Source organism: Streptomyces sp. NBC_01750, assembly GCF_035918095.1.
Classification (GTDB): Bacteria; Actinomycetota; Actinomycetes; order Streptomycetales; family Streptomycetaceae; genus Streptomyces.
Window position 1 is genome coordinate 2,064,483 of sequence record NZ_CP109137.1, and the last position, 24,583, is coordinate 2,089,065.

Sequence of the window (24,583 nt, forward strand, 5' to 3'; positions counted from 1 at the left end):
TCACGCGTTCCCCTCCTGCTCCTGGTTCTCGCGAACCTCTTGATCGAATTCATCGGTGACCAGGGGCCGCTCCGCGTCCCCGCCGCCGGCCCAGCGCACCATCAGCTCACCGAGGGCGTCCTCCTGCTCCAGGATGACGGCCTTCTCACGGTAGAGCTCGAGCAGCGCGAGAAAGCGGGCGACGACGGTGAGGGTGTCGGGTGCGTCGGCGGCGAGCTCGCGGAAGCTGACCTCACCGGCCTCCCGCAGCCGCGCGACGACCACCTCGGCCTGCTCGCGCACGGACACCAGGGGCGCGTGGATGTGGTCGATGTACACCTGCGGCCTGGGCCGGGGCTGCATCGCCTTCACAGCGAGCCTGGCGAAGCCCTCGGCGCCGACGCTGATGACGACCTCGGGCAGCAGCTCTGCGTGATGGTCCTCGAGCCCGACGGTCCTCGGGTACCGCTTGCCCTCCGCGTCCAGCCGCGCGCTGAAGATCTCGGCGATCTGCTTGTACGCGCGGTACTGCAACAGCCGCGCGAAGAGCAGATCCCGCGCCTCGAGCAACGCGAGGTCGGCCTCGTCCTCCACCTCGGCGGCGGGCAGCAGCCGCGCGGCCTTGAGGTCGAGCAGTGTGGCGGCCACGACGAGAAACTCGGTGGTCTGATCGAGATCCCAGTCGGGCCCCATGGCCCGGATGTGCACCATGAACTCATCGGTGACCTTGGAGAGCGCGACTTCGGTCACATCGAGCTTGTGCTTGGAAATGAGCTGCAGGAGAAGGTCGAAGGGCCCTTCGAAGTTGGCGAGCCGTACTTTGAACCGCCCGTCGTCGGGGGTCGGGGGCGCGGCCGCGGGCTCCGCGGAGGGGGTTGCCGACACCGCGGGGGCGGCGGCCTGCGGCGCTGCCTGCCCAGCCTCGGCCGCCACGGCGGTACGCCCCTCGCCGCCGCGCAGCGGGCTGCCGGGGTCCGGGACCTCGTAGGGGGGCTCATCCCCGCCCCCGTCGGCAACCGGCCCGGCCTCCGGCGCGGGCTCGGGCCCACGCGGAAGACGGGCGGCGTCCGCCCTGCCTGGCGTGGGGGCCGCGACAGCAGTCTTCGGCTCACGGCCGTCGCCGCCGCGCAGCGGGCTGCCGGGGTCCTCGGCCTCACCCCGGCCCGGCTCCGAGGCCGTCACCGGTTCGGCGACCGCCTCCGGCCCCCCGGAGGGGCCGTCGTCCCCGCGCAGCGGGCTGCCGGGGTCCTGGGGCTCGTCCGCGCCCGCGGCAGCGCCGCTTGTCGATGCGGCGGAAAGAGGCGCGGTGGGCTCACCCGGCGCCACCGTTGCCCGGTCCCCGTCCGCACCGCCCCCCTCCAGCCGCTCCTCCACCGGCACGGCAGGCGCAGGCGACCCGCCCCGGTCCGTGCCGGGACCGCGGCCCAGGGAGCGGCGGGGCGGGCGGGTGGAGTCGTCGGTCGGCGGCATCGCGGTCCAGGGGCAAAAGGAGCAGGCAGGGCAGCGCGCAGGCTACCGTCAGCGGCCGCGAAGGCGTCGCACGAGAATGCTCGCGTCGCCGCGCTGCTCGAGATCCGCCAGCACCACCGCGACCGCCTCGCGGACGATCCGCCCGCGGTCGACGGCCAGCCCGTGCTCACCGCGCAGCACCAGCCGCGCGTGCTCGAGGTCCATCAGTTCCTCGGCCGAGACGTAGACCGTGATCTTCTCGTCGTGCCGTTCACGGCCACTGGGCCGGCGGTTCGCGCCGCGCTGCCGGCGGCGCGTCTGTCCGGTCGGCGACACGGCGGCGGCTCCGGACGCGGCAGCGTCCTGCGGGCGGCGGCCCGTGGCACCGCCGGCCGGCGCGGCCTGGCCGGCCTCCGCGCCCCGGCTGCGTCCTCCCGCCGGGGCGTCCGCGTCCGCCGCGGAGTGCTCCTGCGAGGAAGAGGAGGCCCCGGACGACGAGGACGGCTCAGCCGCCCCCTCCCCGACCGGATCGCTCTCACCCGCCGGCGCCGGCACCCTCGCCTCGCCGTTCGCCTGCCGCCGCGGGGACGACGACTGGAGCGCCATGCCCCCGGTGGTACGGAACAGTTCGTCGGCCCCGGGCAGACTCACTCGGCGTGACACCGGGCGAGCACCTCCCTGGCGAGCTGACGGTACGCGGCGGCGCCGACGGAGTTCGACGCGTATGTGGTGATGGGCTCACCGGCGACCGTGGTTTCCGGGAAGCGCACGGTCCGGCCGATCACCGTGTGGTAGACGTGATCGTCGAACGCCTCGACCACCCGCGCCAGCACCTCCCGGCTGTGCACCGTACGGGAGTCGTACATCGTGGCGAGGATTCCGTCGAGCTCCAGGTCGGGGTTGAGCCGCTCCTGGACCTTCTCGATCGTCTCGGTCAGCAGCGCCACACCACGCAGCGCGAAGAACTCGCACTCGAGCGGCACGATCACCTTGTGCGCGGCGGTCAGCGCGTTCACCGTGAGCAGTCCCAGCGAGGGCTGACAGTCGATCACGATGTAGTCGTAGTCCGGCAGCAGCGGCTTCAGCGCACGCTGCAGCGTGGACTCGCGCGCGACCTCGCTCACCAACTGCACTTCCGCGGCCGAGAGATCGATATTGCTCGGCAGCAGATCCATGTTGGGCACGGCGGTCTTCAGCAGCACCTCGTCCGCCGACATGCCCCGCTCCATGAGCAGGTTGTAGACGGTGAGGTCGAGCTCCATCGGGTTGACGCCGAGGCCGACCGACAGGGCTCCCTGCGGGTCGAAGTCGACGAGCAGCACACGCCGTCCGTACTCCGCGAGCGCGGCGCCCAGGTTGATGGTCGACGTCGTCTTGCCGACGCCGCCCTTCTGGTTGCACATCGCGATGATCGTCGCGGGACCGTGATCGGTCAGCGGGCCCGGGATCGGGAAGTACGGCAGGGGCCGCCCGGTGGGGCCGATCCGCTCGCGGCGCTGACGCGCGGCGTCAGGGGCGAGCGTGGCCGCGTACTCGGGGTCGGGCTCGTACTCGGCATCGGGGTCGTAGAAGTGCCCCTCGGGGACTTCCTGGTAGGCGGCGAAGTGGGTGGACTCTCGGCCACTCTCGTTGCCGGCCATGGCGTTCACGTGTTGGCCGTCCATCATCTTCATCGTGTGGGCTGTCGTCATGTGCGTCGTGTGCGGTTGTGTCGCGAAGGTTCGGACAGCGACAGAGCCGACAGCCTCGAGCCCGGACTGCTCTGTTGACGGGACCCGGCCCCTCGCAGGCATTCCCGGTTGACCACCCCCGGGAGTAAATGTCGACTCATTCACAAGTCGTCTTACCTCCTTGGACGTGACCAGGAAACTTATCGATAGGTCAGCGTGGCACCATGCCGACGGTTGGCGACTCTATGGCGTGTCACCGGTCCGCAGCAACACAATCCGCCGGACCCGGCCCGATGTGTCGGCAACCGAACACCCTTCTGTCAAGGGTGCTCCGGACTCCGGGCATGACCAGGCCCGCACGTTTCGAGGGTGTGCGAAACGGTTAAAGGGTTACGTTCGAGGCGAGTTGAGCGAGTCTCGCAAAAGCGGTCGGATACACATCCGGCCGGACCTTGCTCGGCAAGGTCCGGCCGCGGGCATGATGTTGACGAGCCGCGTTGACGCGTCAGCCGAGCAACGTGCTCAGTTCGGTGCTGGCCAGGCCGTGGGCCTCCGCGACCGGGCCGTAAACGACCTGGCCGTCATGGGTGTTGAGGCCCAGCGCCAGCGCCGGGTCACGGCGCAGCGCCTCGACCCAGCCACGGTTCGCGAGCTCCACGATGTACGGCAGCGTCGCGTTGGTGAGCGCGTGGGTGGAGGTGTTCGGCACCGCGCCGGGCATGTTGGCGACGCAGTAGAAGACCGAGTTGTGGACCACGAAGGTCGGGTCGGCGTGGGTGGTCGGACGCGAGTCCTCGAAGCAGCCACCCTGGTCGATTGCAATGTCGACAAGTACACTTCCGGGCTTCATCTTGGCGACGAGCTCGTTGGTGACCAGCTTCGGGGCCTTGGCGCCCGGGATGAGAACGGCGCCGATGACGAGGTCGGCCTCGACGACCGCCGCCTCGAGCTCGAAGGCGTTCGAGACGATCGTCTGCACCTTCGTGCCGAAGATCTTGTCGGCCTCGCGCAGCTTGTTGATGTCCCGGTCGAGCAGCGTGACGTGGAAGCCCATGCCGACCGCGATCTGCACGGCGTTCCAGCCGGAGACGCCACCGCCGATGACGACGGCCTTGCCCGCGTGGACACCCGGGACCCCACCGGGCAGCACGCCGCGACCGCCGGCCTGGCGCATCAGGTGGTACGCGCCGACCTGCGGGGCGATACGGCCGGCGACCTCGGACATCGGGGCGAGGAGAGGCAGCGCGCGGGTGGCGGTCTCCACGGTCTCGTACGCGATGGCGGTGGTGCCGGACTCGAGCAGCGCGTCCGTGCACTCGCGGGATGCGGCGAGGTGCAGGTACGTGAAGAGGGTCTGGTCCTTGCGGAGGCGGTGGTACTCCTCGGCGATGGGCTCCTTGACCTTCAGCAACAGGTCGGCGGTGGCCCAGACCTCGTCGGCGGTGGGCAGGATCTGCCCGCCGGCGGCGACGAACTCGTCATCCGTGATCGAGGAGCCGAGACCGGCGTTCTGCTCGATGAAGACCTGGTGGCCGTGGCGCACGAGCTCGTGCACACCGGCGGGGGTGATCGCCACCCGGAACTCGTTGTTCTTGACCTCGCGGGGGATGCCGACCTTCACGTCGATCACGGTCCTTGGCTCTGGGGGTATAAGGGGGCAATGCCATACATACCCGGATACGCATGGCGTACCGGAAGACACCACGAGAACATGTGGCGGAGCCAGTCTAATGAAGGACTTCGCGCTGTCTAGCCTTACAAAGCATTAATCTTCGGCTGAAGCGCTGCGGATTTCGTAGGTAGAACCCTCAGTGTCCTCTGGCCCTAGCAGCCTCTCGGCCATGGCGCGGTGCAGCCTGGCGGCTGTCGGGTCGCCGAGCCGTCCGAGGGTGTCGGCCAGCCTGAGCTGCAACGCTGCCTGCAACCGTGCGTCCCCGGTCTGCCGAGCCAGCTCCACCGCCTCATGACAGGTGTGCAAGGACTCCTCCGGCCGGCCCGCGTATTCCTGTACGCGCGCCACCTCGCTCAACGCCCGTGCCCGGGACGGGAGATCGCCGAGCCTTCGGTAGCCGGCCACCGCCGCCCGCCAGTTGCGCAGCGCCTCGCCGTAGCGCCCCGCATAGGTGTGCACGGCACCCAGCCGGCCGTACAGCCGGGCCTCGTCGGCCCGCTCGCCGCGCGCCTGCCGCTCGGCGAGCGCCCGGCCGTACCAGTCCGCGGCCCGCTGCCAGTCCTCCAGCTCCTGGTAGGCACCCCCCACGGATTCCATCGCGCGGCCGGTCGCGTAGGGATCGTTCGCGGCACGTCCGGCGTCCAGGGCCGCCCGGTAGCGGGCCAGCGCCTCCTCGGTACGGCCGGTCGATACGTCCAGATCGGCAAGATTCAGCAGGGCTGCGGCCTGTTCACGGTGCAGCCCGCGGCGCTCGGCCACGCCGAGCACCAGTTGGTGCAGTCCGTACAGCTCGGGAGCCGCGTCCTCCGTGCCGCGATGCGCGGCCAGCGCCCGGACCAGGGCTGCGACCAGCCGCCGCGCCAAGGTGTCCAGCCCGCCGTCCTCGACCGCGATCCGCGCCGAGGCCAGCAGGGCGGGCAACCGGATCGCCAGCCACTCGGCGGCGGCCGGCGCGGTGGAGAACCGCAGCTCGCGCGGCAGACCGGCCAGCTTCTTGCGGGCCGGTGAGCCGTCAGGCTCGGTGATCGCCCGGCAGGAATGCAGCTGCCGTACGGTCCGCTCCAGCATCCGCGCCCGGCCCAGCTGCACATCGGCCGGGCGGTCGTGCGCCCGCATCAGGGTGCGCGCAAGCGGCAGAAGGGCACCCGGCAGCTCGTAGTAGTCACCGGCGGAGCGCAGGAATCCCAGGTCGGCGAGGTCGTCGAGGGTCGCTTCGGCAGACTGCACCGAACAGCCGACCAGCGCGGACGCGGTGTGCGCGTCGGCGATCCCGCCGGGCGCGAGCGACAGCATTCGCAGCATCCCGGCGGCCGACGGCGGCAGGGATTCATAGACCAGCCGGAAAGCACGGGCCAGCGGGCGGCCGACCTTGGGCTGTTCGCCGTCGTCCGGCAGCGCCCGCAGCCGTTTGGCCACATCGGCGACCGATGCCCTCGGCCGGGCAGCGAGCCAGCCGCCCACCAGGACCAGCGCGGTGGGCAGCCCGCCGCACTCCTCCGCGATGGACTCGGCAGCCTGCGGATCCACGGTGATCCGCACCGATCCGGTGAAGGTGCCCAGCAGCTCGATCGCGGCCTTGGCGTCCATGCCACCGAGCGTGCACGGCCGTACATCGGAAATGCCGGTGAGCGGGCCCTCGGCCACGGCCACGGCCAGGCAGTCCGGGTTGTCGGGCAGCAGCGGGTCGACCTGCTCCGCGTCCCCGGCGTCGTCGAGGAGCAGCAGCATCCGGCGTACGGTGAGCGCCTCGCGCACCATCCAGGTCAGCTCGTCCTCGCCGGCGCCGGGCGGCGATGCGATATCGAGGGAGTCGAGCAGTTCGCGGGCCACCCGCTCCATCGGGACCCGCCGCCCGCCCGGCTCGGTCAGCCGGGCCCGCAGTACCCCGTCGGGGTAGTCGGCGGCGACCTCGCGCGCGAGTTCCTCGGCGAGCGCGGTGCGCCCGGAACCGGGCCGCCCGGCGATCAGCAGCACCCGGGCACGCGGAGCCTTGCGCCCGGAGATGGTGTCCAGACCGGCCCGCTCGATATCGGCCCGTAGGGACCTCAACTCGCGCTGGCGCCCGAAGAATCGGCCCGACTGCGCCTCGGCCTGGCCGCCCACGTCCACCGCCTGATCCGTCACGGGCCACGCTCCCGTCAGTCCGCGCACGAGCCGAGCCCGCAAGGGACTCCGCGCGGGCGATCCGAGCGTAGTTCACGCTCTGCAACGATCGCGGCAGAGCCGGCAGAGCGCGGCGGTGGCATCGCCCGATCGGATCAGCGGATTGTCCGACCAGGAATCGCTCAGGCCTCGAACGGGCGCGCCGGCCACGGCGCCCCGGCCGGACGCAGTGTGTCAACGCCGTCGCCGTTCAGCACGACGGTCAGCGCCAGCACGCCCACCACCAGGCAGTTGTTGTGCAGATCTCCGGCGAGCACATCGCGGACAAGATCTTCGAGCGGGACCCGCGCCAGCTCCATGTCGGCCTCCTCCTCGGAGACCTCGAAGCGCTCTCCCTCAGCCTCCGACAGATCGCGGGCGAGGAAAATCCGTACGGCCTCGTCGCAGCCGCCCGGCGTGGTGTAGACGTCGGTCAGTACCCGCCAGTCCTCGGCCTTGACATGCGCCTCCTCGTACAGTTCGCGCTGTGCGGCGTGCAGCGGGTTCTCGCCCGGCACATCGAGCAGACCTGCCGGGATCTCCCAGAGCTTGTGGCGCACGGGGTGCCGGTACTGGCGCAGTACGAGGACGCGCCCGGATTCGTCGAGCGCGAGGACCGCCACGGAACCGGGGTGCACCTGGTAGTCGCGGCGCGCGACGGTGCCGTCGGGCATGACCACATCGTCGGTGCGGACGCTGGTCTTGTTGCCCCTGAACGGCGTCGCGGTCGCGATGACCGGCCATTCCTCGGGGGTGTCCTTGAGCTCCATGTACGTCCTCCACACCACAAGCAGAAACCGGGGTACGCGTCCCTGAGAACGCCTACCCCGGCAACCGTATCGCTTGGAACTACACGCCCGTCCTGCGCTCCACCGCGGCCTTCACCAGACCGGCGAAGAGCGGGTGCGGACGGGTCGGACGGGAACGCAGCTCCGGGTGCGCCTGGGTGGCCACCAGGTAGGGGTGCGTCTCGCGCGGGTACTCGACGTACTCGACCAGCTTGTTGTCGGGAGACGTGCCCGAGAAGAGGATGCCCGCCTTCTTCTCCAGCTCCGCGCGGTAGGCGTTGTTCACCTCGTAGCGGTGGCGGTGGCGCTCCTCGATGTACGGCTGGTCGCCGTAGACCTCGCGCACGATCGAGCCCTCGGCGAGCTTCGCCGGGTAGAGGCCGAGCCGCATGGTCCCGCCGAGGTCGCCCGCACCCTCGACGTACGCCAGCTGCTCCTCCATCGTCGAGATGACGGGATGGGCGGTGGCGGCGTCGAACTCGGTCGAGTTGGCGTCGGGGATCTCGGCGAGGTTCCGCGCGGCCTCGATCACGATGCACTGCAGGCCTAGACAGAGGCCCAGCAGCGGGATCTTGTTCTCACGGGCGAACTGGATCGCGCCGACCTTGCCGCTGACACCCCGGTCGCCGAAACCGCCCGGGATGAGGATCCCGTCGACGTCACCGAGCTCCTTCTTGGCGCCCGCCTGGGTCTTGCAGTTGTCGGAGGCGACCCACTTGACCTTGACGCGGGCCTTGTTGGCGAAGCCGCCGGCGCGCAGCGCCTCGGTCACCGAGAGGTACGCGTCCGGCAGGTCGATGTACTTGCCGACGAGCGCGACGGTGACCTCGTGGTCGGGGTTGTGCACCCGGTCCAGCAGGTCGTCCCACGTGGTCCAGTCGACATCGCGGAACGGCAGGTCCAGCTTGCGCACGACATACGCGTCCAGACCCTCGGTGTGCAGCACCTTCGGAATGTCGTAGATCGACTTGGCGTCGATCGCGGCCACGACGGCGGCCTCGTCGACGTCGCACATCAGCGAGATCTTGCGCTTGATCGCGGTCGGCACCTCACGGTCCGCCCGGAGCACGATCGCGTCCGGCTGGATACCGATGTTGCGCAGGGCCGCGACCGAGTGCTGGGTCGGCTTGGTCTTCAGCTCGCCGGACGGCCCGATGTACGGCAGCAGGGAGATGTGCACGACGAAGACATTGTCGCGGCCGACCTCGTGGCGGACCTGGCGGACGGTCTCGAGGAACGGCAGCGACTCGATGTCACCGACCGTGCCGCCGACCTCGGTGATGACGACATCGACGTCGTCGGTGGCCATGCGGCGGATGCGGTGCTTGATCTCGTTGGTGATGTGCGGGATGACCTGCACGGTGTCGCCCAGGTACTCGCCGCGGCGCTCCTTGGCGATGACCGTGGAGTAGACCTGGCCGGTGGTGACGTTGGCCGAGCCGTCGAGGTCCACGTCGAGGAAGCGCTCGTAGTGGCCGATGTCCAGGTCGGTCTCGGCGCCGTCGTTGGTGACGAACACCTCACCGTGCTGGAACGGGTTCATCGTGCCGGGGTCGACGTTCAGGTACGGGTCGAGCTTCTGCATGGTGACCCGCAGGCCCCGTGCCTTGAGCAGCGCGCCCAGGCTGGAGGCCGTGAGGCCCTTGCCGAGGGAGGAGGCGACACCCCCGGTGACGAAGATGTGCTTGGTCGTCATGGATTTGGGCGGCATCGCCAAGAGGGGGCTCCCGTGGTCGCGAGGTGAGGTGCGTACCGGCGACCCTTCGAGGGGTTCGGGGGGTGCCGTCGCTGCGGTTTCGGGGCCCCTGTTCTGCACAGGGCGGCCACCGGTCCACGGGGTACCAGGGTATCAGCGACAGCGGGTGACCGCTTCCGGCCGCGCGCTCCCACATGAGCACCCCGTTCACCTTGGGCTCACCCCTGGCTCACCCGTTCGGCGGACCCATGTTGCCGGGACGGTCGCGCGGATCACCAGGCTGCGTCGTATCCTGCTCGGACACTCGCTTCCGAGCCCGTCGTATCCTGCTCGGACACTCGCTGCCGAGCCAGGCCGGCAAACGGCACCATCCCCGTCCGTCACCCGGAACCCGCGCTCGTCAACGACCCTTGAAGCAGTAAGCGCCCCGAGGGGCGGACGTGGCCGTTCGACTGGAGATGCACGTGGCCGGGCGCATCGAGGATTACGCACTCATCGGAGACATGCAGACAGCGGCGCTGGTCTGCAGGGACGGCTCTGCGGACTGGCTGTGCCTACCCCGCTTCGACTCGCATGCCATTTTCGCCGGCCTGCTCGGCACCGAGGAGCACGGCTTCTGGAGGCTGGGCCCGGCACATGCCGCGGGGGCCAAGCCGCCGAACGCCGACCGTCGCCGCTACCGCGGGGACTCGCTGATCCTCGAATCGGAGTGGGACACACCACGCGGAACGGTCCGTGTGACGGATTTCATGCCGCCTCGTGACGGCGCGCCGCAGCTGATCCGGATCGTGGAGGGCGTGAGCGGACGGGTGCCGATGCGCTCGGCGCTGCGTATGCGTTTCAGCTACGGGCGTGTGGTGCCGTGGGTCCACAAGGTCGACGGTCGTACGGTCGCCGTCGCCGGGCCCGACTCGGTCTGGCTGGACACCGACACGGAGACGTACGGCAAGGACCTCACCACGTACTCCGATTTCACGGTCGCTCCCGGTGAGCGGATCGCCTTCACGATCAGTTGGCAGCCCTCGCACCACCAGCCGCCGGGGCTTCCCGACCCGGAGGGCTCGCTGGAGGCGACCTCGGACTTCTGGCGGGAGTGGGTCGAGCACTGTACGTACAACGGGCCCTACCGCGAGGCCGTGGTGCGCTCGCTGATCACCCTGAAGGCGCTGACGTACGCGCCGACGGGCGGGATCGTCGCGGCGCCGACGACCTCGCTGCCGGAGGAGGTCGGCGGCGTACGGAACTGGGACTACCGCTACACCTGGCTGCGCGACGCCGCGATCACCCTGTCGTCGCTGCTGCGCACCGGCTACCGCGAGGAGGCCCGCGCCTGGCGCGAGTGGCTGCTGCGCGCGGTCGCCGGCGACCCGGAGAACCTGCAGATCATGTACGGGATCGCGGGCGAACGGGAGCTGGGCGAGGCCGAGTTGGACTGGCTGCCGGGCTACGAGAACTCGACTCCGGTACGGGTCGGGAACGGCGCCGCGCACCAGCTGCAGCTGGATGTGTACGGCGAGGTCACCGAGGCGCTGCATCTGGCCCATATGACAGGTCTCGCGCGCAACGACTACGCCTCGGTGCTGCAGCTGAAGCTGATCCGCTACCTGGAGAAGCACTGGGACCAGCCGGACGAGGGCATCTGGGAGGTGCGCGGGCCGCGCCGGCACTTCGTGCACTCGAAGGTCATGGCCTGGGTCGCGGTCGACCGCACCATCAAGCTGATCGAGTCCGGCGACGCCGACGGGCCGATCGAGCGGTGGCGCGAACTGCGCGACGACATCCACCGCGATGTCTGCGAGAAGGGTTACGACAAGGAGCGCAACACCTTCACGCAGTCGTACGGCTCGAAGGAACTGGACGCCTCGCTGCTGCTGATTCCTCAGATGGGCTTTCTGCCGCCGGACGACAAGCGCGTCATCGGCACGATCGAGGCGATCCAGCGCGAGCTGGCCACGCCGGACGGATTCGTACTGCGCTATCCGACCGCGGGAGCGGATGCCGGCGTCGACGGCCTGGAGGGCGACGAGGGTGCGTTCCTGGCATGCTCCTTCTGGCTCGCGGACGACCTGGCGATGATCGGCCGGGTGGACGAGGCACGGCGGCTGTTCGAGAAGCTGCTCTCCCTGCGCAACGATCTGGGACTGCTGGCCGAGGAGTGGGATGCGACGCTGCAGCGCCAGGTGGGCAACTTCCCGCAGGCGTTCAGCCATGTGCCGCTGATCGACACGGCGCTGCGGCTGACGGCTTCCGGGGCTTACGGAGGGTAACGGCGAGGCTGCGGGGCAGGACCGCTCGACTGATCATCTCTCCCTCATCGGGATTACCATGAGAAGGTCCCCTCGCGCCCTCGGAAGGGGGCCACTATGGCGCCCCAAGGCATTGCGGAGGCGGCGCTGGCCGGTCTCCGCCAGGAACTGACCGGCACAGCCGTCGCCCCCGGCGATCAGGGATACGACGACGCCCGCGCAGTCTTCAACGGCATGCTCGACCGGCGGCCCGCCGTTGTCGCGCAGTGCGAGACGGAAGCGGATGTGGCCAGGGCGATCCGCTTCGGCCGGGACAACGAACTGGAGATCGCCGTCCGCGGCGGCGGCCACAGCGTCGCGGGCATGTCGTCGACCGACGGCGGAATCGTGGTCGATCTGGGCCGTATGCACACCGTGATCGTCGATCCCGCCTCCCGGGCGGCACGCGTCGGCGGCGGCGCCACCATGAGCCATCTCGACCGGGCCACGCAGCCGTTCAGTCTGGCGACCACCGGGGGCCGTGCGTCCACCACCGGTGTGGGCGGCTTCACGCTCGGCGGCGGATCCGGCTGGCTGGAGCGCAAGTACGGCCTGGCCTGCGACAATCTGATCGCCGCCGAGCTGGTGACTGCCGACGGCGAGACCGTCCACGCCAGTGCGGACGAGAACGCGGAGCTGTTCTGGGCGCTGCACGGCGGCGGCGGCAACTTCGGGGTGGTGACCGCGATCACCCTTCAACTGCACTCGCTGCCCGCGATGTCGATGGTCATGCTGCTGTTCCGGCCGGAGGCCGGACCCGAAGTCGTGCGTGCCTTCCGTGACTTCATGGAGTCGGCGCCGGACGAGGCAGGCGGTGGCTGCATCTACCTCACCGGGGCGCCCGAGCCATTCGTCCCCGAGCATCTGGTCGGCAGGCTCGTGTGCGCGGCCCTGGTCACCTACACGGGCACGGAAGCGGAGGCCCGGCAGGTGACCGAGCCGCTTCTGGGGCTCGGACACGACGCGGAAGTGATCTCCGAACTGCCCTACGCGGAGCTGCAGTGCATGCTCGACGACCCGCCCGGTATGCGTAACTACTGGTCGGCCGAGTACCTCGACAGCTTCCCGGACGAGGGCGTGGACGCCTTCTGCTCACGTGCCGACACCATGCCCGTGCCCACGGGCACACAGCACGTCCTCTTCCCGATGGGCGGCGCGGTGGCAAGGAGCGAGGCCGACTATCCGCTGCCCTGGCGCACCGCGCAGTGGGCCGTCCATCCCTTCGGGATCTGGGAGGACCCGGCCGACGACCGGCGCGGCATCCAGTGGGTCCGCGACGTACGCGCCGCCGTACGGCCCTGGTCCCAGGGCACGGTCTATCTGAACTTCATCGGGGACGAGGGGCGGGGGCGGGTCCTCGCCGGCTTCGGCGAGGACAACTACAAGCGCCTGGCCGCGGTCAAGGCGAAGTACGACCCGTCCAACGTGTTCCGGCGGAACCACAACATCAAACCGCTGCGCTGAGACGAGGCACGGCGATTGCCCGCACGCGCCGAACAGGTTGTCCGGTTGCCGCGCGGGCGTGGTCGGTCCGGACGCGCCGGGTGATGCGCACTGATGCACGGGCCCGGTAGCGTCCGCAGCCAGGGCGGCCGTCGCCCGTCGGACCGGATCCGAATCGCGAGGCGAGAGTCAGTGGAGACGACCCAAGGTGGAATCACGGTGCAGCGGGCGCTCGAACTGCCCGGGCTGCGCGCCGGACTTCCGGAGGTCGTCGCCTGCGCGGAACGGCTGAACCGCACGGTGCGCTGGGTGCACGCGGGCGAGGTGCCGAACATCGCCTCGCTCCTCAAGGGCGGTGAGCTGCTGCTCACCACGGGCCTGGGCCTCGGCACCCGGCCGGCCGAGCAGCGCGCCTTCGTACGGCAGCTGGCGGACCGCGGGATCGCCGCGCTGGTGGTGGAGCTGGGTCCGCGTTTCAGCCGACTGCCGGCGACGATCGTGGAGACGGCCAGAGCGGCCGGGCTGCCGCTGGTACAGCTGCACCGAGAAGTCCCCTTCGTCTCGGTGACGGAGGAGATCCACACCGAGATCGTCAACGGGCACTACGCGTTGCTGCGGCAGGCCGAGGAAGTGCACCGGCGGTGTACCGAGGTGCTCCTCGACGGCGGCGGAGTGCCCCAAGTGCTGCGTATCCTCGCGGACTTCACCGCGAACCCGGTCTTCCTGGAGACTGCGGACGGCCAACTGCTCTACGCGGCCGAGTCCGAGTCGGGGCAGGCCGGCGCCGATCCGCTGCAGGTGTGGGAGGGGCTGCGCGGCCAGCGGGCCGCGCGCGAGTCTCCTCCGGCCGGCGCGGTCCTCGTGGACGTACCGGGCGGCGGCCACGGGGCGGCTTCGGTACGCGCCCGGCTGGTGCTGCTGGCCGTCGGCTCCCCGATGCTTCCGGTGCATCGGATGGCGGCGGAGCGAGCGGCCGGGCTGCTGGCGGTCGTACTGATGCAGGCACGCCAGGACGAGGAGCTGGCGGCGCGTGGCCGCGGCGACTTCCTGACGGACCTCGCGGAGGGTCGCATCACGGCGGAGGACGCGCCGGCCCAGGCGAGGGTGCTGGGCTTCAGACCGGGCGAGGGCCCGCTGCTGCCGGTCGTGATGCGCCTCGCCCCTGAGCTCTTCCCTTCGGGGAACTGGGCGCTGCTGACACGCGCGGTGCTGGAGGAGCTGGCCTCGGTCGGAGTGCCGGTACTGCTGGGCGTACGTCCGGTGGAGGGCCGCGTACCGCTACTGCTGGGCCTGCGCAACGAGTCGGAGCGCACGGCGGTCGCGAACCGGGTCGCCACGGCGCTGCGGGCGGGTGTGGAACGGGCCGGCCTGGAGCGGGCGGGCGGGCATCCGCCGGTCGTGGTGGTGGGCATGGCCGGCAGCTGGGCGGCGGCGTCGGCCGGCCTGCGCCACGCTGCGGAGACGGCGACGGCGGCGCAGGGCCTCCCGGACCGCCCGTGGTACGACGCGCGCCGGCTGGACATCGACCTGCTGCTGTGGCGCCTGCGGGACCATCCGGACCTGGCGGCGTTCGTGGACCGTGCGATCGGCCCCCTGCGCGCCCACGACCGGGCGTCCCGCCCGCCGCTGCTCCCGACGCTGGAGACCTACCTGGCCCACGCGGGCCGAAAGGCGGAGACGGCCCGCGAACTCCACCTGAACCGCCAGACGCTGTACAACCGCCTGGCCCGGATCTCGGAACTCCTGGGCACGGACCTGGACGACCCCCAAACCGTGCTGGCGTTGAGCCTGGCACTGAGGGCGCGACGACACGTGGGGTGAGGTGGGCGCGGCAGAGGGGCAGGGGCTCGGGGGTGGGATGGCGCCGGCCTCGGTGATCCCCTCGTTGAGGATTCCGTGCGGTGCGTACCCGGCGCTCCTCAGGATCCGGGCTGCCGCGCCACGAGCCGGGGAACCCCCGGCCCGAGCCTCAGCTCCGCCCCGCCACCAACTCGTCGTAGACGCTCAGCACCAGCGCGATCGTCTCGTCCTCCGTCGGCCATGTCGCCGCCTGCGCCCGCCCCGCCGCCGCCAGCTCCTCCCGCCGCCCCGGGTCACCCAGCAGCCGCGCCACCGCCTCGCCCAGCGCCGCCGCATCACCGTACGGAACGAGTTCCGCCGCCTCGCCCACCAGCTCCGGGACGCCGCCCACCGCCGTAGCGACCAGCGGGACGCCCAGCCTCAGCGCTTCCTGCGCGAGCAGCGAGCGAGCCTCCCAACGGCTCGGCAGCACCGCCACATCCGCCGCCGCGAGCAGCTCACCGATGTCGTCCCGGCGCCCCATCAGCCTCACCGGCAGCCTTTCCGCCTCGATACGGCGCTGGAGCGCACCCCGCTGCCGCCCCTCCCCCGCGATCACGACCAGCGGCACGGGGTCCAGGCCGCGCCACAGCCGGGCCGCGTCCAGCAGTGTTGTGTACCCCCGGTGCGGCACCAGGCTCCCGACAGTCATCAACAAGGGCCGTTCGACAGCGCCCAGTTCGGCGCGTGCCTTGCTCTCCGCGCCACCCGGCCGGCCGCGCGGCGCGGGTACGGCAACCGGCGCGAGCCTGGCGTCACGCGCGCCCCGAGTGCGGGCCCGGTCGACGAGCTCGGAGCACGTACCGAGCACGACCGCCGACGCCCGCGCTGCCCTGCGCTCCAGCAGGCGCAGCACCCGGCCGCGCGCGCCGTCGTCGTCGTGCGCCCGCGTGTGCCACGTGACGACCAGAGGTACTCGCTGCCCGCTCAGGGCCAGCGTGGCACGTACGGCGGCGTGCAGCCCGTGCGCGTGCACGACATCCGCGCCCGCGCACGCCGCGCGCAGCGCGCCGACCGCCGCCGGGTCACTGCGCCGCGGTACTGGCGCGAAATGGGCCCCGGCGCCGGGGAAGTCGTAGACGTGCTCCAGTTCGGCGGGGGCGCACACGGTCACCCGCACGCCCCGCGCCACCAGCCCCTCGGCCAGCGACCTGACGTGCGCGCTGCTGCCCGCGCTGCCGCCGCCCAGCACTTGGACCGTACGCAGCTGTATCACCCGGCCAAGGATGCCAGCCCGTACGCACGTTCCGGCACCGTCGGGGCGTCGTGCCCGTGTCCGGAACTGGACTCCGTACGCCGGATCACTCACATGGGTGAACGCTCGAGCCGGCTGACGACGTCTCCGTAGGCGGCCGCGGCGACGAGACCGACGGCGCGAACGGCAAGCCCGGCGCGGCCGTTGCCCGCGACGACTGCGCCGAGGGCCGCGTCCAGGGCGGGGTTCCGCCCGGCCCGCACGGGGGCCGGCCCAGGGCGCGGGCCCAGGGCGCATGATCCGTGCTGCCAACGTGCCGACGGCACAAAGCCGCCCGCCCCAGGCTCCGCACGCACCGCCCGCACCCCCACGGCACGGACTCCGCGGCACAAGGCCCGGGCTCCGCACCGCAAGCCCGCACCACGGGCTCACGCGCCCGGACAGTCACGGTCCCGCCGCTGGCTACCCGTCCGCCCGGGCCGTCGCCAGGAGCTCCTCCGCGTGCGCACGGGCCGTCTCCGAGTCCTCCTGGCCCGCCAGCATCCGCGACAGCTCGCGCACCCTGTCCTCGCCCTCCAGGACCGTCACACCGCTTCGCGTGACCGTGCCGTCGTTCGTCTTCTCGACGAGCAGCTGCCGGTCGGCGAACGCCGCCACCTGCGGCAGATGCGTCACGACGACCACCTGCGCCGACTTGGCGAGCTTCGCCAGCCGCCGGCCGATCTCGACCGCCGCCTTGCCGCCGACCCCCGCGTCGACCTCGTCGAAGAGATACGTCGGCACCGGGTCCGTCCCCGCGAAGACGACCTCGACCGCCAGCATCACCCGCGACAGCTCACCACCCGACGCGCCCTTGGCGATCGGCCGCGGCGGCGCTCCCGGGTGCGGGGCCAGCAGCAGTTCGACCTCGTCGACGCCCGACGGGCCGTACACCACCGCGCGGCCGCCCACCTCGACGCCCGAGGCCTCGTCGGCGGACTCGGCCTGCCTGATGTCGAAGGACACGCGCGCGTGCGGCATCGCGAGCGAGGCCAGCTCCGCGGTGACCGCGTCGGCGAACCGCGCCGCCGCCTCCGTACGCGCGTCGGTCAACGCCTGCGCCAGACCGGACAATTCGCCCCGCAGTGCGTCCCGCTCCACCGCCAGCTCGCCGATCCGGTCGTCGTCGCCGTCCAGCTCGGTGAGCCGGCCCGCGCCCTCCTCCGCCCACGCCAGCACGGCGGCAATGCCCTCACCGGCCCCGCCGTACTTGCGCGTCAGCCCGGTCAGCGCCGCACGCCGTTCCTCCACCGCGGCCAGCCGCAGCGGATCGGCCTCCAGATTGTCCGCGTACCCGGCGAGCTCTCCCGCCACGTCACCGAGCAGGATGGAGATCTCGCCCATCCGGTCGGCGAGCCCGGCCAGCGCGGGGTCGTGCGCGCGTACGGCGTCCAGTGCCCGTCCCGCGCCCGCGACCAGCGTTGTCGCGTCGACGCCCTCCGGGTCCTCGGGGTTGCCCGCCAGCGCACCGTGCGCGAGCGCCGCGGCGGACGCCAGCGCCTCGGCATGGCCCAGCCGCTCCGCCTCCGCCGCGAGTTCCACGTCCTCGGCCGCCCGCGGCTCGACACGCGCGATCTCGTTCAGCCCGAAGCGCAGCAGATCGGCTTCCTGTGCCCGCTCACGGGCGCGCGTGGTCAGCTCCTCCAGCTCTACGGAGACGGCCCGCAGCCGCCGGTAGGCGGCCGCGTACTTGGCGTGCGGCCCGGTGACCGCACCGCCCGCGTAGCGGTCGAGCGCCTCCCGCTGCCGCGCGGGCCGCAGCAGCCCCTGCTGGTCGGTCTGGCCGTGCACGGCGACGAGTTCGTCGGCCAGCTCGCCCAGCACGCCCACCGGCACCGAGCGCCCGCCGAGGTGGGCGCGCGAGCGCCCCTCGGCAGAAACGGTCCGGCTGATCAGCAGCGTGCCGTCCTCGAGTTCGGCCCCGGCCTCCTCGGCCCGTACGGCGGCGGGGCCGTCGGCGGACACACTGATCCGCCCCTCCACCACCGCCGATTTCGCGCCGATCCGCACCAGGGCGGGGTCGGCGCGCCCGCCGAGCAGCAGCCCCAGGCTGGTGACGACCATGGTCTTGCCCGCGCCCGTCTCGCCGGTCACCGCAGTGAAACCGGGTGACAGCTCGACGACCGCGTCGTCGATGACACCGAGCGACCGTATCCGCATCTCCTCCAACACGGACATGACCTTACGAGGTCCGGGGCCCGCTGTGCGACGGGCCCCGGCCTCCGATTCACTCTCCCGGGCAGCGGAGAGTCACCGGAGCCCCTTCGCACGCCGCAGCAGTCGGACATAAGGACCCACCGCGACGTGCGTACACCCTCCGCCCGGCCAGGGCTGCCCTCGCTCACGGAATCGTGCGGCCGGCGCCGGAAGAGCGGCCGCGTCAGCCCGGCGGGGCCGCGCCCTACGCGCATCAGCCGGGCGGGGCCGCACGCCCATCGCGAGCAGATGGTTCAGCACGACAGCGCCGTCCGCTTCCTCCGTGACGTACTCGTGGAAGCCGCGCGGCCCGGTGAAGCGGAATCGGACCCGCCGGCCGGACGCCACCCGACGACCGTGTGGCGCACCGGACCGTGCCCGCCCCTCGCACCCACCCCGAGCGGCCGGTCGAGCCGCATCCGCAGCCACGTGAGGACCAGGGCATGTTCCGGAACACCTGCTGGTCGTGTTCCGGAACACCTGCTAGTGCGGCGCCCCTCGCCAACCGGACACCGGCAGCGCGAACTTGGCCACCAGACGGTCCGTGAAGGACGCGTGGTGCAGCCGCGCCAGCCGTACGGGAACGGCCCCGCGCCGTACCTCCACCCGTGCGCCCGGCGGCAGTTCGATCGTCCTGCGCCCGTCGCACCAGAGCACCCCCTGGGGTGTGTGCTGCTGCACCTCCACCGCGAGGACCGACGTCGGCGAGGTCACCAGCGGCTTGGCGAAAAGCGCGTGCGCACCGATCGGCACCATCAGCAGCGCCTCCACCTCCGGCCAGACCACCGGGCCGCCGGCGGAGAAGGCGTACGCGGTCGAGCCGGTCGGCGTCGCGCAGACGATGCCGTCGCAGCCGAAGCCGGTCACCGGCCGCCCGTCGATCTCGAGGACGACCTCGAGCATCCGCTCGGGCGAGACCTTCTGCACGGCCGCCTCGTTCAGCGCCCAGTCCCGGTGCACGACATCGCCGTTGCTGTGCACGACGACATCGATGGTCATGCGCTCCTCGACCTCGTACTCGCATGTGACGACGCGGGCGACGACCTTGTCGAGGTCGTCGCGCTCGGCCTCGGCGAGGAACCCCACCCGCCCCAGGTTGACGCCGAGCATCGGCACCCCGGAGGCGCGGGCGAATTCGGCGCCGCGCAGCAGCGTCCCGTCCCCGCCGAGCACGATCAGCAGTTCACAGCCGTCGAGTACGTCGGGGGTCGCCTCGCGGACCGTCTCGACGGACGGCGGCAGCGGCAGGTCGGCCGCTTCCGCCTCCAGTACGCGTACGCCGAGGCCGCTGCGCAGCAGCCCCTGTACGACGAGTTCGGCACTGCGGATCGCCGCAGGCCTGCCGGTGTGCGCGAGCAGGAAAACGGTACGTACTGGTGTCTCTGCCGCTGTCGTTGTCAACGAGGTCCCTCCGCCACTGCACGGTCGACATCCGCCGGGTCGAGCTCGGGCGCTCCGGCCCGGAGCCACAGAAAATACTCGACGTTCCCGGAGGGGCCCGGCAGCGGACTGGCGGTAATGCCCAGCACGCCGAGGCCCAGCTCCCCAGCCTTGCGCGCCACGTTGCGTACCGCGTCCGCACGCAGTTCCGGGCTGCGGACGACCCCGCCACTGCCGAGGCGTTCCTTGCCCACCTCGAACTGCGGCTTGACCATCAGCACCAGATCCGCGCCGGACGCCGTACACCGGACGAGCGCGGGCAGGACGAGCCCGAGCGGAATGAAGGAAAGGTCCCCCACCACCAGGTCCACCGCCTCACCGTCGATCGTCTCCAGCGTCAGCTCGCGCACATTCGTACGGTCCTTGACCGTCACGCGTTCATCACTCTGAAGAGACCAGGCGAGTTGTCCGTATCCCACGTCGACGGCGACGACATGGGCGGCGCCCGCCCGCAGCAGTACATCCGTGAAGCCGCCGGTGGACGCGCCCGCGTCCAGTGCCCGCCGGCCCTCGACCTTCAGCCCGAGCGGCACGAAGGCCGCCAGCGCGCCGGCGAGCTTGTGTCCGCCGCGCGAGACGTAGTCGGGGTCTCTGTCGTCGGTGGTGACGACGACAGCGGCGCTGGTCTCGACCTGGGTCGCAGGTTTGGTCGCGGTGTTGCCGCCGACCGTCACCCGCCCCGCGGCGATCAGCTGGCTCGCGTGCTCGCGCGAGCGTGCGAGGTTGCGGCGTACCAACTCGGCGTCGAGACGGCGGCGGGCCACTCCTGCCACGTTCGGTTCAGCTCCTGTTGTCGTACGAGGGTGATGGCGCGGGCCCCTGAGGCGCAGGTGCCGGGCGTGCGTCGAGCGCGGTCAGCGCATCGCGCAGCCCCCGGTGTACATCCTCGTACACCTGGAGGTGTCCGTCCGCCGGGAGGTGGTCCGCGTCGGCCAGCCGCGCCAGCCGCTCGTCGACGTCGGCGTTGCCGGTAGGCACGCGCTGCACGCCGACGGGCGCGGGCGCGGCAGGGTCGTACGCCTGACGGGCGGCCGCCTCGGGCCCCGCCGGCTCCGGGTTCCCTGACTCCGGGCTCGCGGGCTCCGGGCTCGCGGGCTCCGGGCTCACCCCTTCCGGGCTCACCCCTTCCGGGCTCACCGGTTCCGGGCTCACCGGTTCCACCTGAAACCCCTGCTTATGGATCTCCGGGCCCGGCATCGAGTCGCTCATGCCCAGACGCTACCGCGAAGCGCTGAGGTACCGTCGATCACGATGGCGACGACGGAAGAGTGCCGCAGCGCACTCGACAAACTCTCGGACAACCTGGCACGGGCGGACGGTGATGTACGCAGCGCTGCCGCGCTCGACCGTTCCCTCAGCTGCCACATCAAGGACCTGGACATCACCTTCACCGGCCGCCTCAGGGACGGCCGGATCGACGTGGTCGACACGCTCCAGGGGCCGCCGGCCGACAAGGCTCAGATCCGTCTCGCGATGAGCGGCGACGATCTGGTGGCCATGGTGAACGGCGAGCTGAATTTCGCGAAGGCGTGGGCCTCCGGCCGCGTCAGGCTCGAGGCGGGCTTCCGCGATCTGCTCCGCCTCAGGACACTGCTGTAGCGGTCAGGACACCGCACCGCCGGACAGGACGGTGTCCCGGTGGCCGGGGCAGTGCTCCAGCGCTCAGGACACCACCGGGGCGCCACGCCTCCGGGACGCCGGCACCACCAGCGGCGTCCCGGACTCCGGGTCCTCGATGACCTGGCTCCTCACCCCGAAGACCTGCTCCACCAGCTCGGCGCTGACCACGTCCGCGGGCGCACCCTCCGCGACGATCCTGCCTTCGCGCAACGCGATGAGGTGTGTGGCATAACGGGCGGCCTGGTTGAGGTCGTGCAGTACGGCGACGAGCGTGCGCCCCTGGTTCTCGTGCAGTTCCGCGCACAGGTCGAGCACCTCGAGCTGGTGCTGGATGTCGAGGAACGTCGTGGGCTCGTCGAGCAGCAGCAGCGGTGTCTGCTGGGCCAGCGCCATCGCGATCCATACGCGCTGCCGCTGTCCACCGGACAATTCATCGACATAGCGCTCTGCCAGTTCGCCGACTCCGGTCGCTGCCATCGACTCCTCGACAATCCGCTCGTCCTCCGGCGACCACTGGCGCAGCAGTCCCTGGTGCGGGTAGCGGCCGCGCGCGACAAGGTCGGCGACCGTGATCCCGTCCGGTGCGATCGGCGACTGCGGCAGCAGGCCCAGCGTCCTGGCGACCTTCTTGGCCGGCAGCGAGTGGATGGTCTGTCCGTCGAGCAGGACCCGGCCCTCGGACGGCTTCAGCATCCGGGACAGGGCACGCAGCAGTGTCGACTTTCCGCAGGCGTTCGGGCCGACGATCACCGTGAAGGAGTTGTCGGGGATCTCCACCGAGAGGTTCTCGGCAATGACCCGCTGGTCGTAGCCGAGGGTGACCGATTCCGCGGTGAGGCGCTGTATTGTCGTCATACTCCTGGATTCCGATGGTTCGTCTGCCACGGGCTTCACGGGGCTCATATGCGTCCTGCTCTGCGTTCGGTGAACAGCAGCCAGAGCAGATAGCAGCCGCCGAGCACTCCGGTCACCACACCGACCGGCAACTGCCGTTCGCCGAAGGCGTTGGTGGCGATCCAGTCGGCGACCAGCAGCAGCGCGGCCCCCATCACCGCCGCGGCGGCCAGGTTCGGTCCCGGCGAGCGGGTCAGCCGACGGGCGAGCTGCGGTGCGCTCAGCGCGACGAAGGCGATCGGTCCCGCCGCCGCGGTCGCTACCGAGATGAGCAGGACGCCGGCGCTCATCAGCACCAGACGGGTGCGTTCGACCGGCGCGCCCAGCGCGTACGCCGCATCGTCGCCCATCTCCAGCATCCGCAACGGCCGCCCGAACCCGGACACCAGTGGCACGAGGACGGCGCACACGCCCAGCAGTGGCCAGACCTGCGCCCAGTCGCGGCCGTCGAGCGACCCGGTCATCCACAGCGTGGCCCGGGTGGCGTCGACCAGGCTGGCCTTGGTGAGCAGATAATGGATCGCGGCGGTGAGCATGGCGGCGATACCGATGCCGACGAGGACCAGCCGGTAGCCGTGCACCCCGCGCTTCCAGGCCAGTACATAGACGCCGACGCCGGTCGCCACTCCGCCGACGACGGCGCCGCCCGCCACCGCGACGGCCCCGCCGTGGAAGAGCACGATGACGCCGAGCGCGCCGACGGTCGCGCCCTGCCCGAAGCCGATGACGTCCGGACTGCCCAGCGGGTTGCGGGAGATGGACTGGAAGATCGCGCCGCTGAGGGCGAGCGAGACGCCGACGAGGACTGCGACCAGCACCCGCGGCAGCCGCAGGTCCCGAACGATGAACTCCTGCGCCGGCGTACCGTTCCCGAGCAGCGTGGCGATCACATCGCCGGATGAGATCGGGAAGTCGCCGCTGCCGATGAGTACGACTCCGGTGGCAGCGGTGGCGGCGGAGAGCAGCAGCACGACGACGGCCGCTCGGGGATCGACCCGGACGGAGAGTCCGCCGGGGGTGCGTATCGCTTTCACTGGGATTTCCCTCGCATGACGTTCCGGGCAGGCCGTCGGAGCTGTCTGTCCTGCCGGGAGTCCGGGGGTTGTGCCCCGGGAAGACACAGCACGGCCTTCACAGCTGGGCCATCTTCTTGCGGCGTACGAGATGGATGAAGACGGGTCCGCCGATCAGCGCGGTGACGATGCCGACCTGCAGCTCGGCGGGGCGGGTGACGACCCGGCCGACGACATCGGCCCCCAGCAGCAGGACGGGCGAGAGGACCGTCGCGTACGGCAGGATCCACCGCATGTCCGGTCCTGTGATGGCGCGGACGAGGTGCGGGATCATCAGTCCGATGAAGATGATCGGCCCGCAGGCGGCGGTCGCCGACCCACACAGCAGAGTGACGGCGAGCATCGAGAGGACGCGGGTGCGATGGAGATGCGCGCCCAGCGCGCGGGCTGTGTCGTCGCCCATCTCCATCGCGTTCAGTGGCCGGGCGAGCAGCAGCGCGAGCACCACGCCGATGCCGATGAAAGGCGCCACCTTGCCGATGGTCTCCATATCGGCCGAGGCCAGCGAGCCGACCGTCCAGAAGCGGAGCCGGTCGAGCGAGGCGGCGTCCAGCAGCTGTACGGCGTTGATGTAGCCGAAGAGCGCGGCGCTGACGGCGGTTCCGGCGAGCGCGAGGCGGACCGGTGTAGCGCCGCGACTGCCGCCGAGGATGTACACGAGCGCGGAGACCACACCCGCACCCAGGAACGCGAACCACACATAGCCGGTGAGCGAGGTGACACCGAAGAAGCTGATGGCGGAGACGACAGCGGCCGAGGCGCCGGCGTTCACGCCCAACAGACCCGGTTCCGCGAGCGGGTTGCGGGTCAGCGCCTGCATCACCGCGCCGGCGAGCCCGAGAGCCGCGCCGACGATCAGGCCGAGCAGAGTCCGCGGTACCCGCACATCGTGGACGATCACGTCGTTGCCGGCGCCCGAGTCGTGGAACAGACCGTGCCAGACGTCGGAAAGCGGCATCGACTTGGCACCTGTCGCGATGCTCGCGACGCAGACCATCACCAGGATGCCGGCGGACAGGAGCAACCCGGCTGCGCGCAGCCCGTGGCGCTTGCGGGATGCGGGGGCGGATTGCGGCTCGGCGCTCTGTTTGGGGAGACTGTCGACCAACACGAAGTTAGGTTAGCCTACCCTCTCATCGCCTCTCGGTGAGGGGCCGATTCTC

At 71.2% G+C, this 24,583-nt stretch carries 20 protein-coding genes; 4 read left to right on the top strand and 16 right to left on the bottom strand.

The window, feature by feature from the left end:
- The 7 genes from OG966_RS09325 to OG966_RS09355 form a co-directional block, all read right to left on the bottom strand.
- On the bottom strand, nucleotides 1-1,110 hold the full coding sequence (locus tag OG966_RS09325; protein ID WP_326655140.1) for a segregation/condensation protein A: 1,110 nt from the start codon (nucleotides 1,108-1,110) through the stop codon (nucleotides 1-3).
- A 387-nt stretch (nucleotides 1,111-1,497) separates the two neighbouring features.
- Complete coding sequence (locus OG966_RS09330) at nucleotides 1,498-2,079, bottom strand: hypothetical protein (RefSeq protein WP_326655141.1); 582 nt, start codon at nucleotides 2,077-2,079, stop codon at nucleotides 1,498-1,500.
- Nucleotides 2,076-3,221, bottom strand: a complete 1,146-nt coding sequence (locus OG966_RS09335; protein WP_326648989.1) for a ParA family protein — start codon at nucleotides 3,219-3,221, stop codon at nucleotides 2,076-2,078. The genes OG966_RS09330 and OG966_RS09335 overlap by 4 nt, the downstream gene beginning before the upstream one ends.
- Nucleotides 3,222-3,603: 382 nt before the next feature.
- Nucleotides 3,604-4,719, bottom strand: a complete 1,116-nt coding sequence (gene ald / locus OG966_RS09340) for an alanine dehydrogenase (RefSeq protein ID WP_326655142.1) — start codon at nucleotides 4,717-4,719, stop codon at nucleotides 3,604-3,606.
- A gap of 144 nt (nucleotides 4,720-4,863) precedes the next feature.
- Nucleotides 4,864-6,894 carry a tetratricopeptide repeat protein gene (locus OG966_RS09345; protein WP_326648991.1) on the bottom strand — a complete coding sequence of 677 codons (2,031 nt, stop codon included), beginning with the start codon at nucleotides 6,892-6,894 and terminating at the stop codon, nucleotides 4,864-4,866.
- Nucleotides 6,895-7,055: 161 nt separating this feature from the next.
- Nucleotides 7,056-7,682 (bottom strand): NUDIX hydrolase, encoded by a 627-nt coding sequence (locus OG966_RS09350; RefSeq protein WP_326648993.1) that lies wholly within the window; start codon nucleotides 7,680-7,682, stop codon nucleotides 7,056-7,058.
- A gap of 79 nt (nucleotides 7,683-7,761) precedes the next feature.
- On the bottom strand, nucleotides 7,762-9,411 hold the full coding sequence (locus OG966_RS09355; RefSeq protein ID WP_326648994.1) for a CTP synthase: 1,650 nt from the start codon (nucleotides 9,409-9,411) through the stop codon (nucleotides 7,762-7,764).
- Nucleotides 9,412-9,860: 449 nt separating this feature from the next.
- Here OG966_RS09355 and OG966_RS09360 point away from each other — a divergent pair, with 449 nt between their 5' ends.
- The 3 genes from OG966_RS09360 to OG966_RS09370 all read left to right on the top strand — a co-directional run bounded on the left by OG966_RS09360 (nucleotide 9,861) and on the right by OG966_RS09370 (nucleotide 14,945).
- Nucleotides 9,861-11,663, top strand: a complete 1,803-nt coding sequence (locus tag OG966_RS09360; RefSeq protein WP_326655143.1) for a glycoside hydrolase family 15 protein — start codon at nucleotides 9,861-9,863, stop codon at nucleotides 11,661-11,663.
- Nucleotides 11,664-11,759: 96 nt separating this feature from the next.
- On the top strand, nucleotides 11,760-13,145 hold the full coding sequence (locus tag OG966_RS09365) for an FAD-binding oxidoreductase (RefSeq protein ID WP_326648995.1): 1,386 nt from the start codon (nucleotides 11,760-11,762) through the stop codon (nucleotides 13,143-13,145).
- Between the two features lie 171 nt (nucleotides 13,146-13,316).
- Nucleotides 13,317-14,945, top strand: coding sequence for a PucR family transcriptional regulator (locus OG966_RS09370; protein ID WP_326648996.1), 1,629 nt, complete (start codon nucleotides 13,317-13,319; stop codon nucleotides 14,943-14,945).
- 148 nt (nucleotides 14,946-15,093) lie between these two features.
- Here OG966_RS09370 and OG966_RS09375 read toward each other — a convergent pair whose 3' ends face one another.
- The 6 genes from OG966_RS09375 to OG966_RS09400 all read right to left on the bottom strand — a co-directional run bounded on the left by OG966_RS09375 (nucleotide 15,094) and on the right by OG966_RS09400 (nucleotide 20,940).
- Complete coding sequence (locus tag OG966_RS09375; RefSeq protein WP_326648997.1) at nucleotides 15,094-16,179, bottom strand: glycosyltransferase family 4 protein; 1,086 nt, start codon at nucleotides 16,177-16,179, stop codon at nucleotides 15,094-15,096.
- Nucleotides 16,180-16,268: 89 nt separating this feature from the next.
- Nucleotides 16,269-16,514, bottom strand: a complete 246-nt coding sequence (locus OG966_RS09380; protein WP_326648998.1) for a hypothetical protein — start codon at nucleotides 16,512-16,514, stop codon at nucleotides 16,269-16,271.
- 106 nt (nucleotides 16,515-16,620) lie between these two features.
- Nucleotides 16,621-18,375 (bottom strand): DNA repair protein RecN, encoded by a 1,755-nt coding sequence (gene recN, locus OG966_RS09385; RefSeq protein ID WP_326648999.1) that lies wholly within the window; start codon nucleotides 18,373-18,375, stop codon nucleotides 16,621-16,623.
- A 501-nt stretch (nucleotides 18,376-18,876) separates the two neighbouring features.
- Complete coding sequence (locus OG966_RS09390) at nucleotides 18,877-19,794, bottom strand: NAD kinase (protein ID WP_326649000.1); 918 nt, start codon at nucleotides 19,792-19,794, stop codon at nucleotides 18,877-18,879.
- Nucleotides 19,791-20,606 carry a TlyA family RNA methyltransferase gene (locus OG966_RS09395; protein WP_326649001.1) on the bottom strand — a complete coding sequence of 272 codons (816 nt, stop codon included), beginning with the start codon at nucleotides 20,604-20,606 and terminating at the stop codon, nucleotides 19,791-19,793. The genes OG966_RS09390 and OG966_RS09395 overlap by 4 nt, the downstream gene beginning before the upstream one ends.
- Before the next feature lie 7 nt (nucleotides 20,607-20,613).
- The gene (locus tag OG966_RS09400) at nucleotides 20,614-20,940 is read right to left on the bottom strand and encodes a hypothetical protein (RefSeq protein WP_326655144.1); all 327 of its coding nucleotides are present in this window, start codon (nucleotides 20,938-20,940) and stop codon (nucleotides 20,614-20,616) included.
- Between the two features lie 144 nt (nucleotides 20,941-21,084).
- Between OG966_RS09400 and OG966_RS09405 the strand changes: the two genes are divergently transcribed.
- Entirely contained in the window at nucleotides 21,085-21,432 is a 348-nt protein-coding gene (locus tag OG966_RS09405; RefSeq protein WP_326649003.1) for an SCP2 sterol-binding domain-containing protein, read from the top strand.
- 63 nt (nucleotides 21,433-21,495) lie between these two features.
- Here the strand turns inward: OG966_RS09405 and OG966_RS09410 are convergent, their stop codons facing one another.
- The 3 genes from OG966_RS09410 to OG966_RS09420 form a co-directional block, all read right to left on the bottom strand.
- Nucleotides 21,496-22,299, bottom strand: coding sequence for an ABC transporter ATP-binding protein (locus tag OG966_RS09410; RefSeq protein ID WP_326655145.1), 804 nt, complete (start codon nucleotides 22,297-22,299; stop codon nucleotides 21,496-21,498).
- Between the two features lie 53 nt (nucleotides 22,300-22,352).
- A complete protein-coding gene (locus OG966_RS09415) occupies nucleotides 22,353-23,387 on the bottom strand; it encodes a FecCD family ABC transporter permease (RefSeq protein ID WP_326655146.1) in 1,035 nt (344 codons plus the stop codon).
- A 91-nt stretch (nucleotides 23,388-23,478) separates the two neighbouring features.
- Nucleotides 23,479-24,531: a FecCD family ABC transporter permease gene (locus OG966_RS09420; RefSeq protein WP_326649004.1), complete on the bottom strand. Its 1,053-nt coding sequence runs from the start codon at nucleotides 24,529-24,531 to the stop codon at nucleotides 23,479-23,481.
- Nucleotides 24,532-24,583: the final 52 nt, after the last annotated feature.

Bases quoted from the DNA above. Each gene is read 5' to 3' on its own strand.
- OG966_RS09335 (WP_326648989.1), bottom strand. From the start codon at position 3,221: ATGCCTGCGAGGGGCCGGGTCCCGTCAACAGAGCAGTCCGGGCTCGAG.
- OG966_RS09350 (WP_326648993.1), bottom strand. From the start codon at position 7,682: ATGGAGCTCAAGGACACCCCCGAGGAATGGCCGGTCATCGCGACCGCG.
- OG966_RS09355 (WP_326648994.1), bottom strand. From the start codon at position 9,411: ATGCCGCCCAAATCCATGACGACCAAGCACATCTTCGTCACCGGGGGT.
- OG966_RS09365 (WP_326648995.1), top strand. From the start codon at position 11,760: ATGGCGCCCCAAGGCATTGCGGAGGCGGCGCTGGCCGGTCTCCGCCAG.
- recN (WP_326648999.1), bottom strand. From the start codon at position 18,375: ATGTCCGTGTTGGAGGAGATGCGGATACGGTCGCTCGGTGTCATCGAC.
- OG966_RS09405 (WP_326649003.1), top strand. From the start codon at position 21,085: ATGGCGACGACGGAAGAGTGCCGCAGCGCACTCGACAAACTCTCGGAC.